Below are 23,346 nucleotides of genomic sequence, written 5' to 3'. Positions count from 1 at the left end.
TTACCGGAGATAGCGCAAATGGTCAGCAGTTGGCGTGTGCAGCAAGCCGCACGAGAAATTCGAGCTGGAGCGGTAATCGCCTATCCGACCGAAGCGGTATGGGGTTTGGGCTGTGATCCGTGGAATGAAGACGCGGTGTATAGGTTGTTAGCGATCAAATCGCGGCCGGTGGAAAAGGGCCTGATTCTGGTGGCCGACAACATCCGCCAGTTCGATTTTCTGCTCGAAGACTTTCCGGAAACGTGGCTCGACCGCATGTCGGCGACCTGGCCCGGCCCCAATACGTGGCTGGTGCCGCATCAAGACCTGCTTCCCGAATGGGTCACAGGCCTCCATGACACCGTAGCATTGCGCGTCAGTGATCATCCGCAGGTGCGCGAATTGTGCGCGTTGGTCGGACCATTGATTTCGACTTCCGCCAATCCAGCTGGGCGACCGGCTGCCCGGACGCGCCTTCGTGTAGAGCAATATTTTCGCGGTGACATCGATCTGGTGCTTGGCGGCCTACTAGGCGGTCGCAAGCACCCGAGCCTGATTCGTGACCTGGTGACGGGCGAAATCGTTCGCCCGGGCTAGGTCGTACGATCAAGGAATCAAAATGGTCGATCCGGTGGTGCGCCGGGCGCTCAGTTCGATGTGCGCCTTGGCGGCATCTTTCAATGCGTAACGTTGAATGTCATCTACCTTGAGCTTGCCGTCAGCCAGTAGGGCGAACACGTCATTGGCCATGGTTTGCAGGTTTTCCGCATTGTTGGCATAGGTCGTCAGCGTCGGGCGCGTGACGTACAGCGATCCTTTTTGCGCAAGAATGCCCAGATTGACCCCCGCCACTGGCCCGGACGCATTACCGAAACTGACCAACAGGCCACGCGGCGCCAGGCTGTCCAACGACGTCAGCCAGGTATCCTGGCCGACGCCGTCGTACACCACCGGGCATTTCTTGCCGTCAGTCAAATCGAGAACCCGCTTGACCACGTCTTCTTTGCTGTAATCGATGGTTTCCCAGGCACCCAACGCTTTGGCATGCGCCGCTTTCTCAGCGGAACTGACCGTACCAATCAGCTTCACGCCCAAGGCCTTGGCCCACTGACACGCCAGCGAACCTACGCCGCCAGCGGCTGCATGAAACAGAATGGTTTCGCCGCTCTTGAGTGCATACGTCTGGTGAAACAGATACTGCACGGTGAGGCCCTTGAGCATCACCGCTGCGGCTTGCTCGAAGCTGATCGAGTCCGGCAGTTTCACCAGGTTCGCGGCCGCAAGCACATGCACTTCGCTGTAAGCGCCCAAGGGCCCACTTCCGTAAGCCACACGGTCGCCAACCTTGAACTGGTTGACGTCGCTGCCCACCGCTTCCACTACGCCCGCACCTTCAGTGCCCAGACCAGATGGCATCGAAGGTGCTGGATACAGACCGCTGCGAAAATACGTGTCGATGAAATTCAGGCCAATCGCCTTGGTACGCACACGGACCTGCTGGGGACCCGGTTCGGCGGGTTCGAAATCCACGTACTCAAGCACTTCGGGGCCGCCAATGGTGCTGAACTGGATACGCTTTGCCATCTGTTCTCTCCGGTGATGAATTGAAACAAGAAATGCAGGTAGCTATCGGACCCGATCCCTTGATCCCAGTCAACAGCGTCAGCCGTATGGCCAATGGTATGCTACGCGCCAATTTGCCAGCCCCGCTGACCCTCATGGCCCAGCGACGTTTCAAGGTGATCCGATGACAACCCGCACCGACGCTGTAAAAGCTTACCTGCTCGACCTGCAAGACCGAATCTGCACTGCGCTGGAAAGCGAAGATGGCAGCGCGCGCTTTGCCGAAGACGCTTGGGAGCGGCCAGCAGGCGGAGGTGGACGTACTCGCGTCATCGGAAACGGTGACGTAATCGAGAAAGGTGGGGTCAATTTTTCTCATGTCTTTGGCACTGGCTTACCGCCCTCCGCCAGCGCCCATCGGCCTGAGTTGGCTGGGCGTGGGTTTGAGGCGCTGGGCGTGTCGCTGGTGATTCACCCGCACAACCCCCATGTACCGACGTCCCACGCTAACGTGCGATTTTTCATCGCTGAAAAAGAAGGCGAAGAACCGGTCTGGTGGTTTGGTGGCGGCTTCGATCTGACGCCGTATTACGCCGTAGAAGAAGACTGCGTGCATTGGCACCGCATTGCCGAACAAGCCTGCGCACCGTTCGGGTCCGACGTTTATCCGCGCTACAAAGCCTGGTGCGACACGTATTTCCATATCAAGCACCGGAACGAGCCGCGCGGCATTGGCGGCCTGTTTTTCGATGACTTGAACGAGTGGGACTTCGACACCAGCTTCGCTTTCATACGCGCTATTGGCGATGCGTACATCGACGCGTATCTGCCTATCATTCAGCGTCGTAAAGACATGGCCTATACAGAGAAACAGCGAGAGTTTCAGGAATTCCGCCGTGGGCGTTATGTGGAGTTCAACTTGGTCTACGACCGGGGCACGCTGTTCGGTTTGCAATCAGGGGGGCGTACCGAATCGATCCTTATGTCGCTGCCGCCACAAGTTCGCTGGAGCTACGACTGGAAGGCTGAACCAGGCACCGCAGAAGCGCGCTTGACCGAATATTTCTTGCAGGACCGAGATTGGTTGGCGCAGGCCTGACAGATCGCGTGAGAAGATCGCACTCCCCGTAGGAGCCAAACTTGTTGGCGAGGTTTAACCGATCTGTCAGCGATGCCGTCTCGCCAACAGGTTGGCTCCTCCAGATAGGTGTCATCTGTCACGATTGAACCAGGAACCGTCCCATGGACCATTACGTCGTTTTCGGTAACCCCATCGGCCATAGCAAGTCGCCGCTGATTCATCGTTTGTTTGCCGAGCAGACTGGCGAGCAACTGGACTACAGCACCTTGCTGGCGCCGCTGGACGACTTCGTTGGTTTCGCGGAAACATTCTTTGAACACGGACGCGGCGCCAACGTCACCGTACCCTTCAAGGAAGAGGCCTTTCGCTTCGCCGACAGCTTGACCGAACGCGCACAACGCGCAGGTGCCGTGAACACGTTACGCAAAGGTGCCGACGGTCGTTTGTTGGGCGATAACACTGATGGTGCCGGGCTGGTGCGGGATTTGACCGTGAATGCCGGCGTGGTCTTGAACGGCAAACGCATTCTGCTGCTCGGTGCCGGCGGTGCGGTGCGGGGCGCGCTAGAGCCGCTGTTGGCCGAGAAGCCAGCGGTGCTGGTGATCGCTAACCGCACCGTCGAAAAGGCCGAGCAGCTTGCCCATGAGTTCACCGATTTAGGGCCGGTGTTTGCCAGTGGTTTTGATTGGCTGGAGGAGTCGTTTGACGTGATTATCAACGCCACCTCCGCCAGCCTTGCCGGTGAGGTTCCACCGATTGCCGCGAGCTTGATCCAGCCGGGCCATACGGTTTGCTACGACATGATGTACGGCAAAGAACCTACGCCATTCTGCCGCTGGGCCACGGAACAGGGTGCGACGCACGTGTTAGACGGTTTGGGCATGCTCGCCGAACAGGCTGGCGAAGCATTCTATTTGTGGCGCGGCGTGCGTCCAGATACCGCGCCAGTATTGGCTGAATTGCGTCGCCAGTTGGCCAACGCTTGATCTGCCGAAGACGTTAATCGACGAACAGAATGGGGCACTTATCGGCCCCTTCCAGCCTGCGTAGCTCTTCGATCACCTGCGGCCGGGCGTTTTTCAGCGTCAAGCTACGGTTCAGGCCCCTTAAACGCCGGGCCTCCTGATGAAGCATTTCAACGCCCGAGTAATCGATGAAGTTGATCTGCTGCGCTTCGATCACCACGTGCAGGCCTTCGCTGCTTTGCAAACGGACCTGCAAATAGTGGCTGGCGCCAAAGAAAATCGAACCGCCTACCCGAAAAATATCGTCGTCGCCGTCGCGCCATTGCTGGACTCGCGGCTGCGACGTGCGCTTGAGATAGAAAAACAGCGAGACCAGCACACCGGCATAAATCGCGGTCTGTAGCTCCAGTAGCAGCGTCGCCAGACACGTCAGCGCCATCACCACAAACTCCGCTCGGCTCACACGAAACAGTGCTCGAATACCGCGACGGTCTACCAAGCCCCAGCAGATCAACAGGATCGACGCGGCCATGCTCGGAATCGGGATGTGGGCGATCAGCGACGCGCCACACACCGCGAACAATGCCACCCATAGCGCAGAAAACACCCCGGCCAATGGCGAGCGGGCCCCGGCGTCATAACTCAACGCCGCGCGGGTGAACGAGCCTGCGGACAGATAGCCGGAAAACAGCGAGCCAATCATATTCGACAGGCCTTGGGCGCGGACTTCCTGATTGGCATCGAGCAATTGTTGCGAACGCGCCGACAACGAGCGGGCAATCGACAGGCTGGTCACCAGCCCGAGCATGCCCACGGCGACTGCGCTGGGTAGCAGTTTCAGAATTAATTCAGGGTCCAGCGGCAGCGCACTGAACGGCGGCAGATGCCCGACGAACGCGCGAACCAGTTGCACGTGACCGAACTTCGCCGGCCATAGCCAGACCAGCGAACCTGCGCCTAGCAAAGTTATCAACAGGGTCGGCCAGCGTGGCAGAAAGTATTTCAAGGTTGCGCCGACGACCAGGGTCACGGCGCCAAGGATCAGTGATGACGAGTCAACCTCCCCCCGGTGCTCAAGTAAGGCAGAGATGCTTTTCAGCGCGGTGGATTGGCTACTCACCTCCAGCCCAAGGAAACTTGGCAACTGGCCCAAGGCGATTACCACGGCGGCGCCCAGGGTAAATCCCAGAATCACCGAGTGGGAAACGAAGTTCACTAGCGCCCCAAAACGGAGTAACCCCAGTAGCCATTGAAACAGCCCGCCGATGAACGTCAGCAGCAGAATCAGGGTGACGTAATCGTTACTGCCGGGCACCGCCAACGGGCTGATGCTCGCGTAGAGCACGATAGAAATCGCGGCCGTGGGCCCGCAAATCAGATGGAACGATGAGCCCCACAAACAGGCGATCAACACGGGAACAATGGCCGCGTACAAGCCGTACTCAGGCGGTAATCCTGCGATCAAGGCATACGCGATGGATTGCGGCAGCGCCAGAATGGCCCCACTCAAACCCACGAGCGCGTCGTTACCAACGCTGGCGCGGGTTTGTCGAGGGAGCCAATCTAGAAATGGAAAAAGTGTGTGGCGGTTGAACCAACCCATGAATCTCTCGGTGGTTTTGCAAAAGTGTGAGGGTGGGGTTTAAGCCGTTACGATGCAAGGTTACGGTGTGTTGGTGACTGCTTCGCAGTCAATCGCGGGCAAGCGCACTCCTGCCTGATAGGGGGCACACCGCCCTACCTGTGGGAGCAGGCTTGCCTGCGAAGCTTTGCCATTACAACGTTGCTTTTACCGCAGTCAACGCGTCTTTCTGATCGATGGTTTTCACGCCGTCGAGCCATTTGTCCAAGACTGCCGGGTTGGCCTTGATCCAGGCTTTAGCCGCTTCTGCGTTGGTGATTTTCTTGTTCACCACCTCAGACATGATGCTGTTTTCCATTTCCTGGGTGAAGCTCAGGTTGGTCAGCAGCTTGCCCACGTTCGGGCATGCGTCGGTATAGCCTTTGCGCGTGAGGGTGAACACACTGCCGGTGTCGCCGAAGTACGCCTCACCGCCTTTTAGGTAGTGCATTTTCATCTGCACGTTCATTGGGTGCGGAGTCCAGCCAAGGAACACCACGAAGGTGTTTTTCTTCACGTTGCGAGCGACTTCGGCCAGCATCGCCTGTTCGCTGGACTCAACCAGTTTCCACTGACCCAGGTCGAATTCGTTTTTCTTGATGATGGTCGCCAGCGAAATATTCGCCGGTGCGCCGGAGCCGATGCCGTAGATCTTCTTGCCGAATTTATCGGCGTATTTATTTAGGTCGGCAAAGTTATGCACGCCCGCGTCCCAGACGTAATCCGGCACGGCGAGGGTGAACTCGGTGCCATCAAGGTTCTTGGCCAGTTGCGTTACATCGCCCGTGGCGACGAATTTGTCGTAAAAACCCTGCTGGGCCGGCATCCAGTTACCCAAGAAAACATCCACTTGCCCGTCCTTGAGGCCACCGTAGGCGATCGGAACGGCCAATGTGTCGACCTTGGCTTTGTAACCCATGCCATCCAGCAAAAAGCCCGTAATCGCGTTGGTCGCAGCAATGTCGCTCCAGCCTGGATCGGCCATTTTAACCGTGCTGCAGTTCTGATCGGCGGCGAAAGCCGAAACGCTGGTCAACGCAATAAAACCGACTGCCAGTGTTGTGGATAACTTCATACGGTTGTGCCCCTTTTTGGTTTTTTTTGATTTTGGCAGGGTTAAGGTTGTGGATAACGTGCCTTGCGCTCCAAATCGTCAAGGTCGATATGGTTGCGCATGTATTGCTGACTGGCGTCTACCAGCGGCTGGTGATCCCAACTCTTCAGCTTGCCAATTGCCAACGATTCGGCGACAAAACGCCGGCGACGTTGGCTGGCGAGCACCTGGTGGTGTATCGCCGGTATATTCCACTTAGCCCGTGCCTCGGCCAGAAACGCAGAGAACAGCTGTTGATGAACGGCCGATTGACTCAGTTCTTCCAGTTCCTTCGGATCGTTATGCACATCGAACAACATGCACGGGTCTTGCTCTGAATAGATGAATTTAAACGCGCCGCGCCGAATCATCATCAGCGGGCTGGTCGTACCTTCTGCCATGTATTCGCCGAAGACCTCGTCGTGCCCGGCTTCGCCGTTCAAATGCGGTACAAGCGAACGACCATCAAGCGGTAAACCGGGGTCTAACTCGCCGCCGGCCAAGGCCACGAAGGTTGGCAGCAGGTCGGCGGTGGACACGGCTGCGCCAACGCGCCCGGCCTTGAATTGGCCTGGAGCGTAGACCAGCAACGGCACACGTGCGGCCATCTCGAACCAATGCATTTTGTACCAGAGGCCGCGTTCGCCCAGCATGTCGCCGTGATCACCCGAGAACACGATGATCGTGTCGTCGGCCAGCCCGGCGTCTTCGAGGGTTTGCAGCAGCTTGCCAATATTGCTGTCGATGTAACTGCACGCGCCGAAGTACGCACGGCGGGCATCGCGAATCTTATCCACAGGCATCGGCTTGTCCCACAGGTCATAAACCTTGAGCAATCGTTGCGAATGCGGGTCCAGCGCGGCCTGGTCGGCGTGGGCGGGTGGCATCGGGATTTCTTCGTTGGTGTACAAATCCCAGAACGGTTTCGGGATGGTGTACGGGTCGTGCGGGTGAGTCATGGACACCGTCAGGCAAAACGGTGCATCACCGTCTTCACGAATGTAATCGAACAAATACTGTTGGGCCTTGAACACCACTTCTTCGTCGAAATCCAACTGGTTGGTGCGCACACACGGCCCGGCTTGCAACACGGACGCCATGTTGTGGTACCAGCTTGGTCGAACATCCGGCTCATCCCAATTGACCGCCCAACCGTAGTCGGCAGGGTAGATGTCACTGGTGAGGCGTTCTTCGTAGCCGTGCAACTGGTCCGGGCCGCAAAAGTGCATCTTGCCGGACAGTGCGGTTTTGTAGCCCAGGCGCCGCAAGTAGTGGGCGTAGGTCGGTATGTCAGCGGGGAAATCAGCCGCGTTGTCGTAGGCGCCGATCTTGCTCGGCAGTTGACCACTGACCAAGGTAAAACGCGATGGGGCGCACAGCGGGCTGTTGCAGTAGGCGGCATCGAACACCACGCCTTCAGCGGCGAGGCGGCTCAAATTGGGCATTTTGACTGGAGATGAGGCGTAAAACGGCAACATCGGCGCGGCCATTTGATCGGCCATGATAAAAAGAATGTTCTTGCGCTTCATGTATTCGCGGCATTCCATTGTGAAAATTTATGCGAGAGTGCTGTGCCTGAGAATGCGACCCATGGGTTTAGCGGTAAAGCCCATGCCAGACAATACCTAGGATAAGTTCAGCTTATGTATGAAGCCCTTGGCGGTTTGTCATTGGATTTGATGCGGGCGTTTGAAGCCGCCGCCAGACATCGCAGCTTTACCGCTGCGGCGGTGGAGCTTGGCACGACACAGCCTGCAGTAAGCCAGCAGATCAAGCGCCTTGAAGAGCAATTGGCGACGCGACTGTTTGACCGCATTTACCGGGGCATCGAGCTGACAGAAGCAGGCGAGGTGTTGTTCAGCTATGTGCAGTCGGGTTTGCAGTCTATTGACGGCGGATTGAATGCGGTAACGGCGCAACGTCAGCACGAGGTGTTACAGGTGGCCACCGACTTTGCGTTTGCCGCGTACTGGCTGATGCCGCGCTTGCACCGTTTCCACAAAGCCAACCCAGACGTGGACGTCAGTTTGGTTACCAGTGAGCGCAGCCATAACATGCTGCGGGCTGATGTCGATGTCGCGGTACTGTTTGGAGATGGGCGTTTCAAACAGGGTGAGAGCCGCTGGTTGTTCAGCGAAGAGGTGTTCCCCGTGTGCAGCCCGCAACTGTTGGCAGGCAAGACTTTACCGCTGCCGACCAACGTCCTGCTGGATCTTCCGTTGCTGCACCTGCGCGGTGAGGGCAGCAGCAACTGGTTCGACTGGAGCGGCGTATTTCGGGCACTCGATCTCCGACAAGCTCCGGCGCCGGGCCAACTGCGCTTCGATAACTACACGCTGCTGATTCAGGCCGCGATTGCCGGTCAGGGGGTTGCCATTGGCTGGCGGCATTTGGTCGATGCGCTGCTGGAGCAAAACCTCCTCTGCCGGCCCATCGCCGCTACCGCGATTTCTTCCTGTGGTTATTACGTGGTTCTCCCGCAACGCAAGCGCCGGGTGCAACTGGTTCAGCAGTTTGTCGATTGGCTCGCCACCGAACAGTCGCAAAGCGGGGATTTATTGGTGGGTAGACCGCTGCCGTCGATAGCGGTGTGAACACAATTCTCTCTGTAGGAGCTAACGTGTTGGCGAGCGGTGAATCGCGTGAATCAAATCTAGCGCCTCGCGAACACGTTAGCTCCTACAGTGGTTTGAACCATTTTGGAGAGACAAGCAATGCAGGAAATTCAGGGCTATCACGCCCACGTTTATTTCAACGCAGACACCCTCAGCCAGGCACGCGCGTTATGCGAGGAAGCCACCGAGCGTTTCGGGCTGAAAATGGGACGGGTACATGAAAAACCGGTTGGCCCGCACCCGGAGTGGAGTTGTCAACTGGCGTTCGAGCATGCCCAGTTGGCAGACGTGACGCTCTGGCTGGCGCTGAATCGTAAAGGCTTGGTGGTGCTGATGCACCCGCTGACGGGCAATGATTTGGCGGATCACACGGCGCATGCGATCTGGATGGGGGCCGTGCGGGAATTGGATGTGTCGATTTTTAAGCGTTAAGACATGTAACGCCGGAACCTGTGGGACCGAATTAATTCGCAATGCGGTGTATCAGGCACATCGCATCAAGCCATTGGCGAATAAATTCGCTCCCACAGTGTGTCTGCAGGACCGGTATCAGTTCAGCACGTTATCCAAAATGGTGTAGATAACACCTGTAGTAATTGCGACCAGGACCACGTCCGGTCCTACACGGCGCCATTCGTAGCCGTCATAACGCGGCAGTTGTTCAAGTGCGCGAGGGTCCATCCGGTCGCCGTAGCCGCGTGGCAGTGGGCGGCCACGTTCGAGGTGATAGTTAGGCGGTAAGTCACGGCCACGGGTGAAGTACTCGTGGCGATCATGGAAGGTCTGGCGCTCATGGTCGAAGTTCTGCGGCGGGCGCCCCCCTGGACCGCGGTTATCGTGATTGTCATGATTGTCATGATTGTCATGATTATCGTTATGACCATGATCGTCGCCTTGGTGATATTCGCCGCCATGGCCCTGGTCACGGTCATCGGCGTGCAACAACGGACTGGCACTAATGATCATCATGATCCCCAAGCCTGCAACTAAACGGGTTGGCAGTTTCATTTCTTAATCCTCGGAATTCGGTCAGCAAAAAAGGGGCTCTAAGCCGTCGGCCAAGAACCCCTTTTGCTTGTAACTTAGTGTATCTGCTGAGGTTTAAATTCCTCGCTAAAGCAATCTTTACCCTTTACTGACACGGGCGTTGCGAACGCCGTCGGCCAACGCTGAACAGAGGCTCAGCACATCGTCGATGGCTTGGCTTGGCGAGTGGGCAGTGGCGATCTTATCCACCAGCGCCGAACCCACCACGACGCCATCTGCCAGCCTGGCAATTGCCGCTGCTTGCTCTGGAGTACGAATGCCAAAACCAACGCTGATTGGCAGGTCGGTGTGACGACGCAAGCGCTCGATGGCGTTTTTGACCTGATCTGAAGTCGCTGAGCCAGCACCGGTCACACCGGCAACCGACACGTAATAAACGAAGCCCGAACTGCGCTCCAGGACCGTTGGCAAGCGCCCGTCGTCGGTGGTTGGCGTGGTCAAGCGGATGAAGTCGATACCGGCAGCTTGGGCAGGTGTTGCCAGTTCAGCGTCATGTTCTGGCGGCAGGTCAACGATGATCAAACCGTCCACGCCAACCGACTTAGCTTCAGCAACGAACGCATCGACGCCAAAGCGATGAATCGGGTTGTAGTAACCCATCAACACAATCGGCGTGCTTTGGTTGTCGACCCGAAACTCGCGAACCATGTTCAAGGTTTTTGCCAGGGTTTGTCCGGCGTCCAAGGCGCGCAGCGTTGCCAACTGAATCGCCACGCCGTCGGCCATGGGATCAGTGAACGGCATGCCCAGCTCGATTACGTCAGCACCGGCCGCCGGCAAGCCCTTGAGGATCGCCAGGGAGGTGTCATAGCCCGGATCGCCAGCGGTGATGAAGGTCACCAGTGCCGCGCGGCCTTCGGTTTTCAGCTCGGCGAAACGTTGTTCGAGACGGCTCATACCAGTTGCTCCTGAGTCTTGTCGGCGGCGGCCATGTGGCTCATCACGGTTTGCATGTCTTTGTCGCCGCGGCCGGAAAGGCAAACCACCATCAAGTGGTCATCGCGCAGGTTAGTGGCGCGTTTCATGGCTTCAGCCAAGGCGTGAGCGGTTTCCAGCGCCGGGATGATGCCTTCCAGCAGGCAGCAATGGTGGAAGGCTTCGAGGGCTTCTTCATCGGTGATGCTGACGTACTCGACGCGCTTCATTTCGTGCAGGTAAGCGTGTTCCGGGCCAATGCCTGGGTAGTCGAGGCCAGCAGAAATCGAGTGGGCGTCAGTGATCTGGCCGTCGGCATCTTGCAGCAGGTAGGTACGGTTGCCGTGCAGGACACCTGGAACACCGCCGTTCAGGCTGGCGGCGTGCTTGTCGGTATGAACACCGTGACCACCGGCTTCAACGCCGATGATTTCGACGCTGGCGTCATCGAGGAACGGGTGGAACAGGCCCATGGCGTTGGAGCCGCCACCGACGCAAGCAATCAGGCTGTCCGGCAGACGACCTTCTTTTTCTTGCAGCTGTTCTTTGGTTTCTTTGCCGATGATCGATTGGAAGTCGCGGACCATGGACGGATACGGGTGTGGGCCAGCCACGGTACCGATCATGTAGAAGGTGTCGTCGACGTTGGTGACCCAGTCGCGCAACGCTTCGTTCATCGCATCTTTCAGCGTGCCGGTACCGGAAATGACCGGCACGATTTCAGCGCCCAGCAGCCGCATACGGAATACGTTGGCCTGTTGGCGTTCGATGTCAGTAGCGCCCATGTAGATCACGCAAGGCAAGCCGAAGCGGGCGGCGACGGTGGCAGTGGCCACACCGTGCATGCCCGCGCCAGTTTCAGCGATTATGCGTTTTTTACCCATGCGCTTGGCCAGCAACACCTGGCCAATGCAGTTGTTAATCTTGTGCGCGCCGGTGTGATTCAGCTCTTCGCGCTTGAAGTAGATCTTCGCGCCGCCGCAGTATTCGGTCAGGCGTTCGGCGAAATATAGCGGGTTTGGACGGCCCACGTAGTCACGCTGGAAATAGGCAAGTTGCTCAAGAAACTCAGGATCGACCTTGGCCGCTTCGTATTCGCGGTCCAGGTCGAGCACCAGCGGCATCAGGGTTTCAGCCACGTAGCGGCCACCAAATGAGCCGAACAGGCCGTTGGCATCTGCGCCTTTGCGGAAATTGGTCTGGGTCATGGGACCTCCAGGTGATGTATCGAAAAGGATTAGCCGTTGAGGCAATGCCGCTACTTTAACCAGCGCCATCCCCGATGAAAACCGATAAGATCGACGCAACCTGTCAGGAAAACTCACAGATACCATGAGCCACGACCTCCCTCCTCTCAATGCCTTACGTGCCTTTGAAGCGGCTGCCCGCTTGAACAGCGTCAGTCAGGCCGCCGAGCAGTTGCACGTAACCCACGGCGCCGTCAGTCGGCAGCTTAAAGTGCTGGAAGAACACTTGGGCCTTGCGCTGTTTGTAAAAGACGGACGCGGCCTTAAACTCACAGATGCAGGTATTCGACTACGCGATGCCAGCGCTGACGCCTTCGAGCGCTTGCGCACGGTCTGTGCTGAATTAACCCAGAGCAGCGCCGACGCACCGTTTGTTCTGGGCTGTTCAGGAAGTCTGCTGGCGCGCTGGTTTATCCCGCGTCTTGGGCGGCTGAACGCAGAGCTACCAGATTTACGTCTACATCTGTCGGCGGGTGAAGGTGATCTTGATCCTCGTCGTCCCGGCCTGGATGCGTTACTGATTTTTGCCGAGCCGCCATGGCCGTCGGACATGCAGGTGTACGAGCTGGCCAGTGAGCGGATTGGCCCGGTGATGAGTCCCCGTTTCGCCCATTTCGAACAGCTGCGTCATGCGCCGGCGCACGCATTGACACACCAAGCGCTACTGCAAACCACTTCACGGCTACAAGCCTGGCCGATGTGGGCGCAGCAAAACGGCATCGAGCCGGACGCGCTGCACTACGGTCAGGGTTTCGAGCATTTGTATTATTTGCTGGAGGCGGCCGTCGCGGGGTTAGGTATCGCGATTGCGCCGGAACCACTGGTGGCGGATGACTTGCGTGCCGGACGCCTGGCCGCACCCTGGGGTTTCAGTGAAACACCGGCGCGACTGGCGTTGTGGGTTCCGAAACGCGCCGCCGATGGGCGCGCTCAGCAATTGGCGCAGTGGCTAAAAGCCGAGCTTGAGCGAGGAGTCAGAGGCTGAATCAGTCGCGTCTGAACAACAGGTAGGCGGCCAGCAGGCCGATTGCACCCACCGCCACGCCAGCAGTTGTCCATGGGTGTTCTTGCGCGTAATCCCGAGTCGCAAGGCTGGTTTCGCGGGTTTTGTCTTTGACCTCGGCGTACACATCGCTGAGCAAGCTGCGTGAGTGACTCAGCGCACTTTCAGCGTTGGCTTTGAGGTTTTTCAGGGTTTTGCGCGACTCGTCCGAGGCGTCGGATTTAAGGTTCTCAAGGGATTTGAGAAGGCTTTCGATCTCGGCTTCCATGCTTTGCAACGAGGCTTTACGTAGAGAAGTGTTAGCCATGGTGGCTCTCCTGCAGTGATGAGTGGCGTGTGTTGTTTCCGACTCCGAGGTTGCAGGAAAGTGCGATGGCGCCTGAACTTTTCAAAAGTTTTTGCCCACAGAGTGAGGAGCGAATTCGCTGCTACGCTCTTAACGACATCTTTGGGAGAACTGCCATGAGTGATCACCACACGTACAAAAAAGTAGAGCTGGTTGGCTCGTCGTCCACCACCATCGAAGACGCGATCGACAACGCAATCGCTGAAGCTGCCAAGAGCATCAAGCACCTGGAGTGGTTCGAAGTCTTGGAGACTCGCGGCCACATCGAAAGTGGCAAGGTCGCGCACTACCAAGTCACCCTCAATGTGGGCTTCCGGATCGCCAATAGCTGATCGCACTGAACTTTTGCACTGGCCGATTGCCATAATTTCCGCTACAAACAGTGAACCCGCTGTCGCGAAATCGTTGGCGTGGTTAATGAATTGGGTTGCGTTCCAACCTGGTTAACCTAACGAGGGAGTGTGACCGATGAAGAAGTTTGTATTGGCGATAGCGTTGTTGAGCATTGCGGGCACCGCGATGGCCGCTGGTAAGTCTTGCGATGATTTGAAGTCGGAAATCGACGCGAAAATCAAAGCTAAAGGCGCCTCTGCCTACAGCCTGGATATCGTTGCGAAAGGCAGCTCGACGGATGCGAAAGTCGTGGGCACCTGTGACGCGGGCAGCAAGGAAATTGTGTACAAGCGCGGCTGATGTTTAAGGCTTAACAAAAACCGACGCCCAGGGCGTCGGTTTTTTTATACACATTTTCGGACTTTCATGGGGCTGTGCAGGCTGTTGGACCGAATTTATTCATGCCCTGAGGTGGTCCGTCAACGCGTTGTCGCAGCAAACACCGGGTAACTGTAGAAGCTGCGAAGCCGATACTGTGGGAGTAGGCTTGCCTGCGAAGAGGCGCTTAGTCACGCCGCTGATATCGACTTGAAACCTGGGTTGCCTGCATTGACGCTTTCGTTGGCAAGCCCACAGAGACTTCGGCAGCTCCTCCAAATGTACAACCAAGGACATCTGTGGGACCGAATTCATTCGGGAAGCAGGCGGCGCGGTTTTTTTCCGATACACCGCGTTACGGCATTCGCGAATGAATTCGGTCCCACGGGGTTTGCAGCGGTTAGCCAAGTACCGTCTGCGCCAAAATCTCGTACGAACGCAATCGATCGGCGTGTTCGTACATGTCGCAGGTAAAGATCAGTTCATCGGCCTGGGTCTGTTCGACCAACACTTCAAGCTTGGCGCGGATTTTCAATGCGCTGCCGACCATCGCCAACCCGAGAAAATCCGCCACGGCTTCACGTTCGTGGGGCAACCACAGGCCTTCCATACTTTTCACCGGTGCTTTTTGAACCAGGCTTTGGCCGCGCATCAGCGAAAGAATCCGCTGATACAGCGAGGTCGCCAAGTAGTCAGCGTGCTCGTCAGTATCAGCGGCCACCAACGGTACGCCCAGCATCACGTAGGGTTCGTCCAAGTAGATCGACGGCTTGAAATGGGCGCGGTAGACCCGAATCGCTTCGTGCATATAGCGCGGTGCGAAATGCGATGCAAAGGCGTAAGGCAAACCGCGCTCGCCGGCCAGTTGTGCGCTGAACAAGCTCGAACCCAACAACCAGACTGGCACGTTGGTGCCAGTACCCGGCACCGCGATGACCCGTTGATCCGGTGTACGCGGACCGAGATAACGCAGCAATTCAGTCACGTCTTCCGGGAAGTCGTCTGCGCTGCCAGAGCGTTCGCGGCGCAAGGCGCGAGCGGTCATTTGATCCGAACCTGGCGCGCGGCCCAGTCCTAAATCGATACGACCGGGATACAAGCTGGCAAGGGTGCCGAATTGTTCTGCGATCACCAGCGGTGCGTGATTGGGCAACATGACGCCCCCAGCGCCGACGCGGATGGTCGAAGTGCCGCCGGCCAAATAGCCGATGAGTACTGAGGTCGCGGAGCTGGCGATGCCGTCCATGTTGTGGTGCTCAGCTACCCAAAAACGGTTATAGCCGAGCTTCTCGACATGCTGTGCCAAATCCAGTGAATTGCGCAGCGACTGCGCTGGGCCAGCGTCCTGGCGCACTGGCACCAAGTCGAGGGTAGAGATTTTGACATCTGCTAAACGTTTCATAAGCCCTAATAGCCTCTGGAGTGTGCCGTGCAGGTTTGGCCCATGACGTCCAAGGGCGATCAGAGCCCACCATAACCTGTATGAAAATATGGGCGTATTTTTTTGTTTCAATAGCTGGCGTATAGATATCCTACTAAAACAGTAGGACTTGTCCTTCAGTTGAACTTTGTAAAGCCTACACTCCTCAGAACTCTAGTCACTGTGCGAACCGTCTCGCACGCGTTCATGACATTCATGAGGAGAAACCATGAGCATCGTTAAAAAAGCATCGGCCCACTGGGAAGGCGATCTGAAAAGCGGTATTGGCAGCATCTCCACCGAAACAAACGTACTGAACAAAGCACCTTACGGCTTCAAAGCCCGATTTGAAGGCGGCAAGGGCACCAACCCCGAAGAACTGATTGGCGCGGCGCATGCCGGCTGCTTCTCTATGGCGCTGTCGATGATTCTGGAAGGCGCTGGCCTGAAAGCCGACAGCATCGACACCGAAGCTGCGGTGACCCTGGAGCAATCCGCAGGCGGCTTTGATATCACCGCGATACACCTGACCCTGAAGGCGAAAATCCCCAACGCCACTCAAGCGCAGTTCGACGAGCTGACCAAGAAAGCCAAAGAAGGCTGCCCGGTCTCCAAAGTGTTGAATGCGACTATTACGCTGGATGCAACGTTGGTTAGCTAACCGATGGATGCCCGACCTCGCGCAGCCGTCTGCGCGGGGTCTTGATTCGACTTCACGCTTTCCATGGGGCGATAACGCAGTACTCTGGGCGTTAAATCGAAGGAGTCGACTATGAAACGCATCGTTTTAGCTATTATCTGCACGTCATCTGCCGCAACTGCCATGGCGGCACCCAAGCCGTGCGACGAACTCAAGGATGAAATTGAAGCTCAGATTCAAGCCAAAAACATAACTTCCTACACGCTGGAAATTGTCTCCAATGAGGAAGTCCACGACCAAAACATGGTTGTCGGCACCTGCGAAAACGGTAGCCGAAAAATTATTTATCAGCGCAACGACAAGTAATCAAAGACAAGTCACTTCGCGATCTTGGGCCACGGTTTGGTGTTGCGCGTCATACAGACGGCCACTGACGGTGATGCCTGCATTACGTGCCTCGAAGCGATAACGTTGCCCTGGCGCAAAGTGGTCGTAGTGCAAGACGATGTAACAGGTGCGGTCCGCTACGTCGTCAAAACCGCTGAACCCAACGCCGCTGGCTTCATAATCAAATCGCACCTGCAATTCATGACTGCCAGGCTGCACCTGAAAGTAACGACCATCCCCCCAACGCTTGCCGTCGAGCTTGTCAGCCATCACCAGATTGCCGGTGTAGGTGAACATCTCGACCCACGCCTGTTGCGCATCGACCGGTGGCACGGGCGGAATTGCGCAGCCAGAGAGGGCTAACAACAGAGTAATCAATAATGGCTGACGCATGAGAGGCTCCGTATCGAACAGGTGTCGATGATAGTTGCGTCCGGGGTGCGCTGTCCGGCATAACGCTGGTTCAATTAAGACATTAAGGCCCAGGCATGATTCGACACGTCCCGCTGTTTCTTTGCCGTGGCATTGCGCTGCTCGCTGTGTTGCTCCTCGGCGGCTGCGTGAGTCTTGATTACTACGGTCAACTGGCCAGCGGGCAGCTGCGTTTGCTCCATGAGCGGGAACCGGTGGCGACGATTATTGCCGATCCTCACAGCGACCCGACGCTACGCGAACATTTGATCAAATCGCAACAGGCGCGGGTGTTTGCCAGCCGTCAGCTGCATCTACCGGATAACCGCAGTTATCGGCTGTATGTGGATATCGGGCGGCCTTACGTGGTGTGGAACGTGTTCGCCACCGATGAGTTTTCCCTGGAGGCGGTGAGCCAGTGTTTCCCCATTGCGGGCTGCGTGGCGTATCGAGGCTATTACAATCCTGACGACGCTCGGGGCGAGGCGGCGGTGCAGCGGCTGGCAGGGAAAGACGTCTATATGAGCGGCGTTGAAACCTACTCGACGCTGGGCTGGTTCGACGACCCGATCATCAGTTCGATGTTGCATTGGGGTGATGAGCGACTGGCAGCTCTGATCTTTCATGAGCTGGCGCATCAGCTGTTTTACGTGAAGGACGATTCTGAATTTAACGAGTCTTACGCTAACTTCGTCGAGCAGGAAGGTGGCCGCCAATGGCGCGTGGCGCGTGGTCTGCCTCCGGAAAAACAGTCGGACTCGGAGCAACGTGAGCAATTTACCCAACTGGTTCTAGGCGCACGGGAACGCTTGAAAAAGCTCTACGCCCAGCCGTTGCTGGCCGAGGTGATGCGCGAGCGTAAAGCGGCGGAGTTCGAACGGCTGCGCAGTGACTATCGGCAGATGCGCGACAGTCAATGGGCCGGCGATCACCGCTATGACCCTTGGATCAACGCGCCCATGAACAACGCCAAACTGCTGCCCTTTGGATTGTATGACCAGTGGGTACCCGCCTTTGCCGCGCTGTACAAGCAGGTCAACGGTGATTGGCCAGCGTTTTACCGCGAGGTCGAAAGGCTAGGGGGGTTACCGATAGAACAGCGTAAAGCGGCGTTGCGGAAATTGATGGGTCGCTCATGAACGCTTTCGCAATCCTCTGTAGCCAACTTTGTTGGCGAGGCAATTTCAGTCTTGCCAACCAGTAGGCTCCTACAGAAATGCCCGGTGCAACTCCGCTAACGTCGCAAAGTGGTACGTCGGTAGCTCCGCAGTCAATTCTTCATGACTGCCAAACCCATACCCCACCGCCGCGACATCCAAACCATTACGTTTACCGCCGATCAAATCGTGTTTACGGTCACCAATCATCAACGTCTGTTTGGGATCGAGCCGTTCTTCGCTCATCAAATAACCGATCAGTTCAACCTTGTCAGTACGCGTACCGTCGAACTCGCTGCCGTAAATCACCTTGAAGTGTTTGGCGAAGTCAAAATGCCGGGCGATTTCCCTGGCAAACTCCGACGGTTTTGAGGTCGCTATGTACAGCTGCCGATCTTGACTGGCGAGGGTTTCCAGCAGCTCCACCACGCCATCAAACACCCGATTCTCATACAGCCCGGTGACCCTGAACCGCTCGCGATAAAACCCCACCGCCTCCCAGGCCTTTGCCTCATCGAACCCGTAAAACTGCATGAACGCTTGCAACAACGGCGGTCCGATGAAGTGCTCAAGCTTGCTCAGGTCAGGTTCGTCTATGCCCAGACGGCCCAAAGCAAACTGGATCGAGCGGGTAATACCCAAGCGTGGGTCGGTCAAGGTGCCGTCGAGGTCGAACAAAATAGTTTGGTAGTGCATGGAAATCCTAAAAGTAGCCTGTACGGAATGTTAACTCGGCTGGTCATAGCCTTCGGCCAAGTGTTGATCCTTGAGCTTCACGTAGTTGCCAGCGCTGTAACTAAAGAACGCACGTTCTTTTTCGGTCAGTGCGCGAACCTGTTTGACCGGACTGCCAACGTACAAAAAACCACTGGCCAATCGCTTGCCCGGCGGCACCAGGCTGCCTGCGCCGATGATCACGTCGTCCTCAACCACCGCGCCGTCCATCACGATGCTGCCCATACCAATCAAAATGCGATTACCGACTGTGCAGCCGTGCAGCATGACCTTGTGGGCGATGGTCACTTCGTCGCCAATCAGCAATGGAAAGCCGTCCGGGTTGAAGGGACCTGCGTGGGTAATGTGCAGCACGCAGCCGTCTTGAACACTGGTGCGCGCCCCGATGCGGATGCGGTGCATGTCACCGCGAATCACCGTCAGCGGCCAGACCGAGCTGTCAGCGCCAATCTCGACATCACCTATCACGACGGCGGATCGGTCGACAAATGCACGTTCGGCAAGCGCCGGCGCGTGGCCCTGAAACGGTCGAATAGTCACGATAGCTTCCTTCTTTAGGAGTGATAGATGGGTCTGAGTGCTGCGGTCGGCGTCGATTGTAATTAAGATGGGCCGATGTTTCCTCAAGCCAAGGTGCTTAACCGTGAGCGCGAACAACCCTCTTTTGCAACCGTATGACCTGCCACCGTTCTCCGCGATTCGTGCCGAGCACGTCAAACCGGCGATTGATCAGATTCTTGCCGACAACCGTAGTGCGATTGCCGAGCTCCTCGTCACCCAAGCTAAACAGCCGACCTGGGCCGGGCTGATTCTGGCGATGGACGAACTCAACGACCGTCTGGGCGCCGCCTGGAGCCCGGTCAGCCACCTCAATGCCGTGTGCAACAGCGCCCAATTGCGCGAGGCTTACGAGTCTTGCCTGCCCGCATTGAGCGCCTATTCCACCGAGATGGGCCAGAACCGCGAATTGTTTCAGGCCTTTGAGTCGTTGGCCAATGGTCCTGAAGCGGCGGGCTTTGATGTCGCGCAGAAGACCATCCTTGAGCATTCGCTGCGCGATTTCCGTTTGTCGGGTATCGATTTGCCGCCAGAACAGCAGCTGCGGTATGCCGAGGTGCAGGCCAAGTTGTCCGAGTTGGGCAGCCATTTTTCGAACCAATTGCTCGACGCGACTCAGGCCTGGACCAAACACGTCACCGACGAAGCAGCCCTCGCCGGCTTGACCGACTCGGCCAAAGCGCAAATGGCCGCAGCAGCCAACGCCAAAGACCTCGACGGCTACCTGATTACTCTGGAATTCCCGAGCTACTTCGCGGTGATGACCTACGCCGAAGACCGGGCCCTGCGCGAAGAGCTTTACGCGGCGTACTGCACCCGTGCGTCGGACCAAGGCCCGAATGCCGGTCAGAACGACAACGGTCCGGTCATGGAACAGATCCTCGACCTGCGTCGTGAATTGGCTCAGCTGTTGGGTTTCGCCAGTTTCTCCGAGCTGAGCCTGGCGACCAAGATGGCCGAGTCCAGCGATCAGGTGCTGAGCTTCTTGCGTGATCTGGCCAAACGCAGCAAGCCGTTTGCCATTCAGGACCTGCAGCAGCTCAAGGCTTATGCGGCGGAGCAAGGTTGCGACGACCTGCAAAGCTGGGACAGCGGGTTCTACGGGGAAAAACTCCGTGAGCAGCGCTACAGCGTTTCCCAGGAAACCCTGCGCGCCTACTTCCCCATCGACAACGTGCTGAGCGGCCTGTTTGCGATTGTGCAGCGTCTGTACGGGATCGAAATCACCGAACAGAAAGGGTTCGACACCTGGCACCCAGATGTTCGCCTGTTCGAAATCAAAGAGAATGGCCAGCACGTCGGGCGGTTCTTCTTCGACCTCTACGCACGTGCCAACAAGCGTGGTGGCGCCTGGATGGACGGCGCCCGTGATCGTCGTCGCACCGCCGAAGGCCGGCTGCAAAGCCCGGTGGCGAATCTGGTGTGCAACTTCACCCCAGCCGTCGGCGGTAAGCCTGCGTTGTTGACCCACGATGAAGTGACCACCCTGTTCCACGAATTTGGCCATGGCCTGCACCATTTGCTGACCCGCGTTGAACACGCCGGCGTGTCCGGTATTAACGGTGTGGCGTGGGATGCGGTGGAGTTGCCTAGCCAGTTTATGGAGAACTGGTGCTGGGAGCCTGAAGGCTTGGCGCTGATTTCCGCGCATTACCAGAACGGCGAAGCGCTGCCCCAGGATTTGCTGGAAAAAATGCTCGCCGCGAAAAACTTCCAGTCCGGGCTGATGATGGTTCGTCAGCTGGAATTCTCGCTGTTCGACTTCGAACTGCATGCAACTCACGGCGATGGCCGCACCGTGGCGCAGGTATTGGAAAACATTCGCGACGAAGTGTCAGTGATGCGTCCGCCTGCTTACAACCGCTTCCCTAATAGCTTCGCGCACATCTTCGCCGGCGGTTATGCGGCGGGTTATTACAGCTACAAATGGGCGGAAGTGCTGTCGGCCGATGCCTTTTCCAAGTTCGAAGAAGACGGTGTGTTCAACGCCGAAACCGGCCGCGCGTTCCGTAACGCCATCCTGGCGCGTGGCGGTTCACAGGCGCCGATGGTGCTGTTTGTCGACTTCCGCGGACGTGAACCGTCGATCGACGCACTGTTGCGCCATTCAGGCTTGAGTGAGGAAGCGGCAGCATGACTGATACACCCGTTACCATTACCAAAAGACGCTTCATCGCCGGGGCAGTTTGCCCGGCGTGCAGCGAGCCGGACAAGTTGATGATGTGGAGCGAGAACGACGTTCCTCACCGCGAATGCGTGAGCTGCGGCTACTGCGACACACTCAACGAGCAAGGCTTGTCGGTGCCCAAGGAGCTGGGCACCCGGGTCAATACGGCGCCGATTAAAGTGGCTGATCCAAAGGTGCAGGGCGTGCAGTTTTTCCCTAATCCAAAGCTGAAAAAGCCGGTTGATCCGAGCTAGTCAAAACCTCCGCGTCACGCCTCCCGCGAATGAATCCCCCCACAGATGTTTCTGAATCTGTGGGGGAATTCACCTGCCGTCTGATCGCCCTGTAGGAGCCAACGTATTGGCGAAGGGTTGATGCGATATCAGAGTTTGGAAACGATTCACCGATTTCTGTAATTGGAGCCGAAGGCTGCGATCAGATTTTCAGTGCCTACTAATCCCTGTCTACCGAAGTCCCTGTGGAAGTTGGCTTGCCAACGAAAGCGTCATTGCAGGCGACCCAGGTTCAGGTCGACATCAGCGGCGTGACGATGGGCCTCTTCGCAGGCAAGCCTACTCCCACCGTCTCTACGGCTGCTTGCTATCAACCGTGCCAATGAAACCCAGAGCCGTACCGGCTTCGCAGCCTTCGGCAGCTCCTACAGGTTAAGCGGTGCAGTTGCATCGGTTTTTCGACCCTATAAACGATGAAATAGGACCTGATACCGGTTTCATTCGTCGAAAAGATCTGCTTATTTGATGATGAATCGTTTTTTCTTAATCATAGCCTGCTAACCTTTGTAACTAATGTTTGCTGGCGTGATCAGTAACTGAGGCGGTAATGCCTCGTCTGCGCGACCGGAACAGCCCCCAAAAGAAGAAGATCAAGCCGTCGCCGAGCGGCCCCTTAACCGTGCTCGCAAGATGAGGTCTCCCCATGTCTGAACAAGACAACCCCCGGCGTGAGTTTCTGCGCAAAACCCTGACGTTGATCCCGGTCGTGACCGTCGCCAGTGCCGGGTTTGGCTTAGGCAGCGGCGTGGTGATGGCGCAGCCCGTCGCAGGGTCTACGGCCACGCCGCCACCGGCGACTGCGCCGAGCAATGTGGTGTACGAACCCACGTATTTCACCGCCCAAGAGTGGGCCTTCATCAAAGCGGCAGTCGCCCGTTTGATTCCTGCCGACGAGCAAGGTCCCGGTGCCCTCGAAGCCGGCGCTCCGGAATATATCGACCGCCAGATGAGCACGCCCTATGCCAGCGGTGCGTTGTGGTTCATGCAGGGGCCGTTTGTGGCTGACGCTCCGCCCGAAATGGGTTGGCAGAGCAAGTTGGTGCCCAAGGAAATCTACCGGTTGGGCATCGCAGCCTGCGACGCTTGGTGCCAACAGCAGCAAGGCAAGCCGTTCGCTGAGCTGAGCACGGCGGCTCAGGATGAAACGCTCAAACAGCTTGAAGCGGGCAAAGCCGCGTTCGATAGCGTACCGCCGATTATGTTTTTCAACCTGTTGGTGCAAAACACTAAAGAAGGCTTTTTCTGCGACCCCATCCATGGCGGCAATAAGGGCTTGGTCGGTTGGACCATGGTCGGATTTCCCGGCGCCCGCGCTGACTTCATGGACTGGGTTGAGCGCAACGAGCCTTATCCGTTCCCGGCAGTTTCGATTCGCGGCGAGAGAGCTTGAGC

The 23,346-nt window shown here is 57.3% G+C and carries 26 protein-coding genes; 14 read left to right on the top strand and 12 right to left on the bottom strand.

Features of this window, described 5'->3' with window-relative positions:
• Positions 1–18 precede the first annotated feature (18 nt).
• Complete coding sequence (locus RHM59_RS16745) at positions 19–576, top strand: L-threonylcarbamoyladenylate synthase (protein WP_322166846.1); 558 nt, start codon at positions 19–21, stop codon at positions 574–576.
• Between the two features lie 9 nt (positions 577–585).
• On the opposite strand, the gene RHM59_RS16740 is transcribed toward RHM59_RS16745, so the two are convergent.
• The gene (locus tag RHM59_RS16740) at positions 586–1,563 is read right to left on the bottom strand and encodes an NADPH:quinone reductase (protein WP_322166847.1); all 978 of its coding nucleotides are present in this window, start codon (positions 1,561–1,563) and stop codon (positions 586–588) included.
• Between the two features lie 163 nt (positions 1,564–1,726).
• On the opposite strand from RHM59_RS16740, the gene hemF reads away from it, so the two are divergent.
• Entirely contained in the window at positions 1,727–2,641 is a 915-nt protein-coding gene (gene hemF, locus RHM59_RS16735) for an oxygen-dependent coproporphyrinogen oxidase (protein WP_322166848.1), read from the top strand.
• A gap of 143 nt (positions 2,642–2,784) precedes the next feature.
• Positions 2,785–3,609: a shikimate dehydrogenase gene (aroE, locus tag RHM59_RS16730; protein WP_322224784.1), complete on the top strand. Its 825-nt coding sequence runs from the start codon at positions 2,785–2,787 to the stop codon at positions 3,607–3,609.
• Between the two features lie 13 nt (positions 3,610–3,622).
• Here aroE and RHM59_RS16725 read toward each other — a convergent pair whose 3' ends face one another.
• The 3 genes from RHM59_RS16725 to betC all read right to left on the bottom strand — a co-directional run bounded on the left by RHM59_RS16725 (position 3,623) and on the right by betC (position 7,831).
• On the bottom strand, positions 3,623–5,191 hold the full coding sequence (locus RHM59_RS16725; protein WP_322224782.1) for a SulP family inorganic anion transporter: 1,569 nt from the start codon (positions 5,189–5,191) through the stop codon (positions 3,623–3,625).
• A 172-nt stretch (positions 5,192–5,363) separates the two neighbouring features.
• Positions 5,364–6,284, bottom strand: a complete 921-nt coding sequence (gene choX / locus RHM59_RS16720; protein WP_322166851.1) for a choline ABC transporter substrate-binding protein — start codon at positions 6,282–6,284, stop codon at positions 5,364–5,366.
• Positions 6,285–6,325: 41 nt separating this feature from the next.
• Entirely contained in the window at positions 6,326–7,831 is a 1,506-nt protein-coding gene (betC, locus tag RHM59_RS16715) for a choline-sulfatase (RefSeq protein ID WP_322224780.1), read from the bottom strand.
• Positions 7,832–7,945: 114 nt separating this feature from the next.
• On the opposite strand from betC, the gene RHM59_RS16710 reads away from it, so the two are divergent.
• The gene (locus tag RHM59_RS16710) at positions 7,946–8,896 is read left to right on the top strand and encodes a choline sulfate utilization transcriptional regulator (protein WP_322166853.1); all 951 of its coding nucleotides are present in this window, start codon (positions 7,946–7,948) and stop codon (positions 8,894–8,896) included.
• Positions 8,897–9,016: 120 nt separating this feature from the next.
• Entirely contained in the window at positions 9,017–9,349 is a 333-nt protein-coding gene (locus tag RHM59_RS16705) for a DOPA 4,5-dioxygenase family protein (RefSeq protein ID WP_322166854.1), read from the top strand.
• A gap of 117 nt (positions 9,350–9,466) precedes the next feature.
• Here RHM59_RS16705 and RHM59_RS16700 read toward each other — a convergent pair whose 3' ends face one another.
• The 3 genes from RHM59_RS16700 to trpB all read right to left on the bottom strand — a co-directional run bounded on the left by RHM59_RS16700 (position 9,467) and on the right by trpB (position 12,087).
• Positions 9,467–9,925: an anti-virulence regulator CigR family protein gene (locus RHM59_RS16700; protein WP_322224778.1), complete on the bottom strand. Its 459-nt coding sequence runs from the start codon at positions 9,923–9,925 to the stop codon at positions 9,467–9,469.
• A gap of 117 nt (positions 9,926–10,042) precedes the next feature.
• Complete coding sequence (gene trpA, locus RHM59_RS16695) at positions 10,043–10,861, bottom strand: tryptophan synthase subunit alpha (RefSeq protein WP_322166856.1); 819 nt, start codon at positions 10,859–10,861, stop codon at positions 10,043–10,045.
• Entirely contained in the window at positions 10,858–12,087 is a 1,230-nt protein-coding gene (trpB, locus tag RHM59_RS16690) for a tryptophan synthase subunit beta (protein ID WP_322166857.1), read from the bottom strand. The genes trpA and trpB overlap by 4 nt, the downstream gene beginning before the upstream one ends.
• A 124-nt stretch (positions 12,088–12,211) precedes the next feature.
• Between trpB and RHM59_RS16685 the strand changes: the two genes are divergently transcribed.
• Positions 12,212–13,111 carry a LysR family transcriptional regulator gene (locus tag RHM59_RS16685; protein ID WP_322166858.1) on the top strand — a complete coding sequence of 300 codons (900 nt, stop codon included), beginning with the start codon at positions 12,212–12,214 and terminating at the stop codon, positions 13,109–13,111.
• Position 13,112: 1 nt separating this feature from the next.
• Here the strand turns inward: RHM59_RS16685 and RHM59_RS16680 are convergent, their stop codons facing one another.
• Complete coding sequence (locus RHM59_RS16680) at positions 13,113–13,436, bottom strand: DUF883 family protein (RefSeq protein ID WP_322166859.1); 324 nt, start codon at positions 13,434–13,436, stop codon at positions 13,113–13,115.
• A 155-nt stretch (positions 13,437–13,591) separates the two neighbouring features.
• Here RHM59_RS16680 and RHM59_RS16675 point away from each other — a divergent pair, with 155 nt between their 5' ends.
• Positions 13,592–13,807, top strand: a complete 216-nt coding sequence (locus RHM59_RS16675) for a dodecin (protein WP_322166860.1) — start codon at positions 13,592–13,594, stop codon at positions 13,805–13,807.
• Positions 13,808–13,943: 136 nt separating this feature from the next.
• Complete coding sequence (locus RHM59_RS16670) at positions 13,944–14,168, top strand: DUF1161 domain-containing protein (protein WP_322166861.1); 225 nt, start codon at positions 13,944–13,946, stop codon at positions 14,166–14,168.
• Positions 14,169–14,586: 418 nt separating this feature from the next.
• Here the strand turns inward: RHM59_RS16670 and RHM59_RS16665 are convergent, their stop codons facing one another.
• Complete coding sequence (locus RHM59_RS16665) at positions 14,587–15,588, bottom strand: LLM class flavin-dependent oxidoreductase (protein ID WP_322184473.1); 1,002 nt, start codon at positions 15,586–15,588, stop codon at positions 14,587–14,589.
• Positions 15,589–15,835: 247 nt separating this feature from the next.
• Between RHM59_RS16665 and RHM59_RS16660 the strand changes: the two genes are divergently transcribed.
• A complete protein-coding gene (locus tag RHM59_RS16660) occupies positions 15,836–16,267 on the top strand; it encodes an OsmC family protein (protein WP_322166863.1) in 432 nt (143 codons plus the stop codon).
• 111 nt (positions 16,268–16,378) lie between these two features.
• Complete coding sequence (locus RHM59_RS16655) at positions 16,379–16,612, top strand: DUF1161 domain-containing protein (RefSeq protein ID WP_322166864.1); 234 nt, start codon at positions 16,379–16,381, stop codon at positions 16,610–16,612.
• On the opposite strand, the gene RHM59_RS16650 is transcribed toward RHM59_RS16655, so the two are convergent.
• Complete coding sequence (locus tag RHM59_RS16650; RefSeq protein WP_322166865.1) at positions 16,613–17,026, bottom strand: hypothetical protein; 414 nt, start codon at positions 17,024–17,026, stop codon at positions 16,613–16,615.
• A 95-nt stretch (positions 17,027–17,121) separates the two neighbouring features.
• Here RHM59_RS16650 and RHM59_RS16645 point away from each other — a divergent pair, with 95 nt between their 5' ends.
• Positions 17,122–18,183, top strand: a complete 1,062-nt coding sequence (locus RHM59_RS16645) for an aminopeptidase (RefSeq protein WP_322184472.1) — start codon at positions 17,122–17,124, stop codon at positions 18,181–18,183.
• Between the two features lie 69 nt (positions 18,184–18,252).
• Here the strand turns inward: RHM59_RS16645 and RHM59_RS16640 are convergent, their stop codons facing one another.
• Positions 18,253–18,897 (bottom strand): HAD family hydrolase, encoded by a 645-nt coding sequence (locus tag RHM59_RS16640; RefSeq protein ID WP_322166867.1) that lies wholly within the window; start codon positions 18,895–18,897, stop codon positions 18,253–18,255.
• Positions 18,898–18,927: 30 nt separating this feature from the next.
• The gene (locus RHM59_RS16635) at positions 18,928–19,476 is read right to left on the bottom strand and encodes a gamma carbonic anhydrase family protein (RefSeq protein ID WP_322166868.1); all 549 of its coding nucleotides are present in this window, start codon (positions 19,474–19,476) and stop codon (positions 18,928–18,930) included.
• A gap of 103 nt (positions 19,477–19,579) precedes the next feature.
• On the opposite strand from RHM59_RS16635, the gene prlC reads away from it, so the two are divergent.
• The 3 genes from prlC (at position 19,580) to RHM59_RS16620 (ending at position 23,344) form a co-directional block, all read left to right on the top strand.
• Positions 19,580–21,631, top strand: a complete 2,052-nt coding sequence (gene prlC / locus RHM59_RS16630; protein ID WP_322224776.1) for an oligopeptidase A — start codon at positions 19,580–19,582, stop codon at positions 21,629–21,631.
• The gene (locus tag RHM59_RS16625) at positions 21,628–21,915 is read left to right on the top strand and encodes a YheV family putative zinc ribbon protein (protein WP_322166870.1); all 288 of its coding nucleotides are present in this window, start codon (positions 21,628–21,630) and stop codon (positions 21,913–21,915) included. Before prlC ends, RHM59_RS16625 begins: the two co-directional genes overlap by 4 nt.
• Positions 21,916–22,597: 682 nt before the next feature.
• Entirely contained in the window at positions 22,598–23,344 is a 747-nt protein-coding gene (locus RHM59_RS16620; protein ID WP_322224774.1) for a gluconate 2-dehydrogenase subunit 3 family protein, read from the top strand.
• Positions 23,345–23,346 lie beyond the last annotated feature (2 nt).

The sequence above is a fragment of the Pseudomonas sp. MH10 genome (assembly GCF_034353045.1).
GTDB lineage: Bacteria > Pseudomonadota > Gammaproteobacteria > Pseudomonadales > Pseudomonadaceae > Aquipseudomonas.
This window is presented reverse-complemented; position numbering and strand designations above follow the sequence as displayed.

Excerpts from the sequence above, each read along its gene's own strand:
- RHM59_RS16745 (WP_322166846.1), top strand. The coding sequence starts at position 19 with ATGGTCAGCAGTTGGCGTGTGCAGCAAGCCGCACGAGAAATTCGAGCT.
- RHM59_RS16740 (WP_322166847.1), bottom strand. The coding sequence starts at position 1,563 with ATGGCAAAGCGTATCCAGTTCAGCACCATTGGCGGCCCCGAAGTGCTT.
- hemF (WP_322166848.1), top strand. The coding sequence starts at position 1,727 with ATGACAACCCGCACCGACGCTGTAAAAGCTTACCTGCTCGACCTGCAA.
- aroE (WP_322224784.1), top strand. The coding sequence starts at position 2,785 with ATGGACCATTACGTCGTTTTCGGTAACCCCATCGGCCATAGCAAGTCG.
- RHM59_RS16725 (WP_322224782.1), bottom strand. The coding sequence starts at position 5,191 with ATGGGTTGGTTCAACCGCCACACACTTTTTCCATTTCTAGATTGGCTC.
- choX (WP_322166851.1), bottom strand. The coding sequence starts at position 6,284 with ATGAAGTTATCCACAACACTGGCAGTCGGTTTTATTGCGTTGACCAGC.
- betC (WP_322224780.1), bottom strand. The coding sequence starts at position 7,831 with ATGAAGCGCAAGAACATTCTTTTTATCATGGCCGATCAAATGGCCGCG.
- RHM59_RS16710 (WP_322166853.1), top strand. The coding sequence starts at position 7,946 with ATGTATGAAGCCCTTGGCGGTTTGTCATTGGATTTGATGCGGGCGTTT.
- RHM59_RS16705 (WP_322166854.1), top strand. The coding sequence starts at position 9,017 with ATGCAGGAAATTCAGGGCTATCACGCCCACGTTTATTTCAACGCAGAC.
- RHM59_RS16700 (WP_322224778.1), bottom strand. The coding sequence starts at position 9,925 with ATGAAACTGCCAACCCGTTTAGTTGCAGGCTTGGGGATCATGATGATC.
- trpA (WP_322166856.1), bottom strand. The coding sequence starts at position 10,861 with ATGAGCCGTCTCGAACAACGTTTCGCCGAGCTGAAAACCGAAGGCCGC.
- trpB (WP_322166857.1), bottom strand. The coding sequence starts at position 12,087 with ATGACCCAGACCAATTTCCGCAAAGGCGCAGATGCCAACGGCCTGTTC.
- RHM59_RS16685 (WP_322166858.1), top strand. The coding sequence starts at position 12,212 with ATGAGCCACGACCTCCCTCCTCTCAATGCCTTACGTGCCTTTGAAGCG.
- RHM59_RS16680 (WP_322166859.1), bottom strand. The coding sequence starts at position 13,436 with ATGGCTAACACTTCTCTACGTAAAGCCTCGTTGCAAAGCATGGAAGCC.
- RHM59_RS16675 (WP_322166860.1), top strand. The coding sequence starts at position 13,592 with ATGAGTGATCACCACACGTACAAAAAAGTAGAGCTGGTTGGCTCGTCG.
- RHM59_RS16670 (WP_322166861.1), top strand. The coding sequence starts at position 13,944 with ATGAAGAAGTTTGTATTGGCGATAGCGTTGTTGAGCATTGCGGGCACC.
- RHM59_RS16665 (WP_322184473.1), bottom strand. The coding sequence starts at position 15,588 with ATGAAACGTTTAGCAGATGTCAAAATCTCTACCCTCGACTTGGTGCCA.
- RHM59_RS16660 (WP_322166863.1), top strand. The coding sequence starts at position 15,836 with ATGAGCATCGTTAAAAAAGCATCGGCCCACTGGGAAGGCGATCTGAAA.
- RHM59_RS16655 (WP_322166864.1), top strand. The coding sequence starts at position 16,379 with ATGAAACGCATCGTTTTAGCTATTATCTGCACGTCATCTGCCGCAACT.
- RHM59_RS16650 (WP_322166865.1), bottom strand. The coding sequence starts at position 17,026 with ATGCGTCAGCCATTATTGATTACTCTGTTGTTAGCCCTCTCTGGCTGC.
- RHM59_RS16645 (WP_322184472.1), top strand. The coding sequence starts at position 17,122 with ATGATTCGACACGTCCCGCTGTTTCTTTGCCGTGGCATTGCGCTGCTC.
- RHM59_RS16640 (WP_322166867.1), bottom strand. The coding sequence starts at position 18,897 with ATGCACTACCAAACTATTTTGTTCGACCTCGACGGCACCTTGACCGAC.
- RHM59_RS16625 (WP_322166870.1), top strand. The coding sequence starts at position 21,628 with ATGACTGATACACCCGTTACCATTACCAAAAGACGCTTCATCGCCGGG.
- RHM59_RS16620 (WP_322224774.1), top strand. The coding sequence starts at position 22,598 with ATGTCTGAACAAGACAACCCCCGGCGTGAGTTTCTGCGCAAAACCCTG.